The organism is Bartonella sp. AA83SXKL (assembly GCF_042196965.1).
Lineage (GTDB): Bacteria > Pseudomonadota > Alphaproteobacteria > Rhizobiales > Rhizobiaceae > Bartonella.
The window spans coordinates 1-272 of sequence record NZ_JBHIRG010000282.1 but is presented as its reverse complement, the minus strand read 5'-3'; the positions used below and the strand labels follow the sequence as shown (position 1 = coordinate 272).

The 272-nt window shown below is 37.9% G+C and carries 1 pseudogene; it reads right to left on the bottom strand.

What is annotated here, in order from left to right:
• Positions 1–272: pseudogene (locus ACFINO_RS11130) on the bottom strand (RNA degradosome polyphosphate kinase); the annotation flags it as partial.

The window sequence follows — 272 nt, the reverse complement described above, 5'->3', positions numbered from 1 at the left end:
CTTCTGCTGATACAACGCAACCAAATGCGAAACAGAAGAGTCAAAAGACCTTTCCATCCTTGAAAGACCCGCATTGGCCATAAAATACTCCTGCGCATTAAATGGGCTTTCACCTCTTTGCGGTGTTATAAGTTGTGATGTTCCATCGTTTAATATATCAAAGCTCTGTTGATTATCAATGATATTCGCTAGCATAACTTGTAAAAGAATCTGCTGACGGACCATTTTATTAAAAACTGGAACCAATATTTCAATACGGTAATCGAGATTAC